General features: G+C 57.5%; 1 protein-coding gene and 1 pseudogene. Both read left to right on the top strand.

From position 1 onward, the window contains the following. Positions 1 to 305 precede the first annotated feature (305 nt). The gene (locus tag Q0216_RS02965; RefSeq protein WP_298592802.1) at positions 306 to 1,541 is read left to right on the top strand and encodes an amidohydrolase; all 1,236 of its coding nucleotides are present in this window, start codon (positions 306 to 308) and stop codon (positions 1,539 to 1,541) included. 248 nt (positions 1,542 to 1,789) lie between these two features. Next, positions 1,790 to 3,662 (top strand): annotated as a pseudogene (locus Q0216_RS02960) (ornithinee aminotransferase); the annotation flags it as partial.

Raw genomic sequence — 3,662 nt, 5'->3', positions numbered from 1 at the left:
CTGTAATGAGAAGTATCAAGCTGTATTTACCAGTGCAGCCAAGTATGGTAAAGTACAAAAGTCATAGTATTAACTTATTAAAGAGATGAGCTTGACGGCCTGTGCTTTGCTCCAAACCCCAGAACGAGATTATCAGTTGAAATTTGTAAAGACAGATGGCAATTGGGTCTTGGAGCGTGATTTTTCTTATGAATCCATTGTCATTTCTTTCGAAGGCGATATCTCATAATAGCAAAATTAGAGGGCTGATTATTGATTATTTGCTCTCTATTTTTGTGTCCGCGTCCAGCTTTGTGCTATACTGGATGGTAGATAGGTGTATTCGAGTAAAGGAGTCTGCCATGAAAAAATTTTATGATAAACTGATGCAAACGCGGCATTATCTTCATCAGCATCCAGAGCTGTCTGGGCAGGAATTTGAAACGACGGCTTTTCTAAAAGGCTATTTGGAAGATTTGGAGATTAGGATTTTAGAATCCGGTCTGAAAACTGGCCTAGTTGCCGAGGTTGGTTCTGGCAAGCCGGTTATTGCCCTGAGGGCTGATATTGATGCTCTGCCCATTGTTGAGCAGACCGACCTGCCCTACGCCTCCACCGTACCCGGCGTGATGCACGCCTGCGGCCACGACATTCACCAGACCGTCATGCTCGGTGTGGCGCTGGCGCTGCACGAGCTGAACGAGAAGACCCCGCTGGGTCGTAGCGTCCGTATTCTCTTCCAGCCTGCTGAGGAGCAGCTGCCCGGTGGTGCCGTGCAGATGATTTCGCAGGGTCTGCTCAAGGACATTCCGCGTGCTTTTGCCCTGCACTGCGATCCGAAGGTGGACCTGGGGCAGATTGGTACCCGCATCGGTGCGATTACTAGCGCATCCGACACCGTGAAGATTCACCTGAGCGGTCACGGCGGCCACACGTCCCGCCCGCACCTGACCGAGGATCTCATCTACGCGATGAGCCAGATTGCTGTGCAGGTTCCCGCCGTGCTGACCCGCCGTACCGACGTGCGTTCGGGCGTGCTGGTCGCCTGGGGCCAGGTCAGCGCCGGCGTTGCCCCCAACGCTATTCCCGCCGAGGGCTACCTGGCGGGCACCATGCGTTGCCTGGACGTTGAGGTGTGGCGTCAGGCAGGCAACCTGCTGGACGAAGTGATTGAGCAGGTCGCCGTACCCTTCGGAGTGAAGGCGCGTGTGGAACATATCCGCGGCGTGCCTCCGGTCGTGAACACCGATCTGGAAACCACCATGCTGGAGAACGCGGCCCGCGCCGAGCTGGGTGAGGACTCCATCGTGCTGGTCGAGCAGTCTATGGGCGGCGAAGACTTCGCGTGGATGCTGCAGGAAGTTCCCGGCTCTATGTTCCGTCTGGGTACCCGCGCCCCGGGCGATCCCACCTACGATCTGCATCAGGGCGATTACGCCCCGAGCGAGCAGGCGATCGGCATTGGTATTCGCGTCATGGCGGCAACCGCCCTGCGCGCTGTCCGTTTTGAGTTGGCGAAGGCGGCGAAGGCGGCGAACCCCATCCGCGATGAGGCACGCTAGAGAGCTTCTCGAAAGCTTATAAGCCAGGCTTGAAAGTGCGACTCTATAGCCGCATCAAGCCTTGAAAAATGTACAAGTTTCACCCCGTTACCTCTCACCGAGTAGCGGGGTGAAACTCTATGCACGCGATAGAATTAAAAGGATTATGAGGACATTCGCGTCATGTTCCCGACCCCGTGCCCACACACCTGCGGGGGATGAAGGAGCTGGCACATCATCACACGGCGCACGCCGGAGGAGGACACCCAATGAGCTTCTTTGGAATCGGCAAGAAGAAGTTGGATGAACAGTCGCGCGAAGAACAGAGCGCCGAAACTGCTAAGGTGCAGGAGGAGCAGGCAAGCGAAGACGCTCCCAAGAGCGCGCGACTGAGCCAGAAGATTATGGAACAGCAGCAGTGGGAGGATTCCCTGCGCCGCTTCGTGAAGTCTGAAAGCGCACGCCAGCAGAACAACGACGAAGAGCAGAACGAAGAGCACCGCGCTGTTGAGGATCTCAAGCGTGCCCTCTTGCACGGCGATGAGAAGGTTGAAGAATCTTCCGCTGCTGATGAGCTGACTGAGGAACAGGCTGAGGAGCAGGAGCGTCGTAGTCTGCTGGCTGCGCTTGGTGCTTTCCCACAGGAATCTGAGGAGCCTGTTGAGGTTGAACAGGTGGCTGAGGCACAGGACGTCGAAGAAGATGCCGCTCCGGTTGCTGAGGAGCTCAAGCCCGCTACCCCCGCGTTCCTGCGCGATGAGGAAGAGCCCGAAGCCGAGGGCGCATCTGTCGAGGCTGAGGAAGCCTCGGCTGATGTTGAGGAGCCTAAGGATGTTGCAGAGGAAGCACGCTCCCAGTTTGAGGAGCACCTGCGTGCTCTGCGTGCCCAGAATGCCGAAGATGCGGCTGCTGAGGATGCTGAGGTCGCTGAGGATACTGCAGACGGGGCAGAGGGTAACGAAGACCTTGCGGTTGTCGACGCTGTTGTGGAAGCTACCGATAACAATTCTGAGAACGCTCATTCTGCATCTGAGGCTGAGGATGCATCTGCAGATGCTGAGGAAACTCTGACCGTTGAAGATATGAAGGCCGCCCGCACCCGCGCCGCTGTCACCGAGGCGCAGAACACCGGTCTGGACGATCTGGCTGCCGCCTACGCTGCTCGACTGGGCATTACCCTCGACAGCGAAGAGGAAACCTTCGGCGAGGTCGCTTCCGGCGAGGTCATCGCTGAAGCTGCTGATGAGGTAGTTGCTGAGGAGGCAGACTCCGCTGAAGCTACCGAGGTTGCCGAGGCTGCTACTGAAACACTCGAAAATGTTGAGGCTGCTGAAGACTTCGAAACTGAAGAGACCGTTGACCTTACCGCGGGCGCAGAAGAAGCTGCAGAGCCTGTTGCCGCTGTTGAGGAAGAGCCGATTGAGGCTGTCGTCGAGGCACCCGAGCTGCTGGCATCTGAACTTACTGAGGAAGAAAACGCGGTCTCGGACGAGACCGAGCTACTCTCCGCTGTATCCGTTGAGGAGAAGCGCGAAGTATCCGTCTCTGAATCGCTCGAGGCTGAGGACTTCGACGCTGAAGAGGAGAACACCGCAGAGCTGATTTTCGATGCCTCCGCTGTTGAAGAAAGCACCGTGGAAGAAACCGCAGCCGAAGAAACCGCAGTAGAAGAACCTGCTACCAAGGTTTCGGACTTCGCGGCGGAAGGTGCTGATTCTGAGGAAGACGAGCCCGCCAAGAACTCCTCGGCAGCTCCTGCACTCGCCGCTACTGCCGCCACTGTGGCTGCTGCAGCTGCCGTTGCCTCTGCCGTAAAGACTGAAAAGGCTGAGGAGAAGACCGCGAAGGGCACCTCCCAGAGCGTCGCGCTGACCGCAGAGGGCATCGACAAGAAGGAAGCAGAGAAGCACGAGTCTGCTGCTCGTGAAGAGTCCGCTGGCCTGCCCGCTGATGAGTTGAAGGAAACCGAGCAGAAGCTCAGCGAAGACGAGGCTGAACTGGTTGCCGAATCCATCATCCTGAGCGAGCCCGTTGAGGGTGCGGCAACCCTGCCCGTTCTGCCCAAGGAGCGCGCTCTCCACGGCCTAGCGGAGCTCATGCGCACCCGCGGTTCGGGCACCATGAGCCTGGAACTGCGCCAGG

Origin of the sequence: uncultured Rothia sp. (genome assembly GCF_937976295.1) — a bacterium.
In the GTDB taxonomy this organism is placed as follows: Bacteria; Actinomycetota; Actinomycetes; order Actinomycetales; family Micrococcaceae; genus Rothia.
This window is presented reverse-complemented; position numbering and strand designations above follow the sequence as displayed.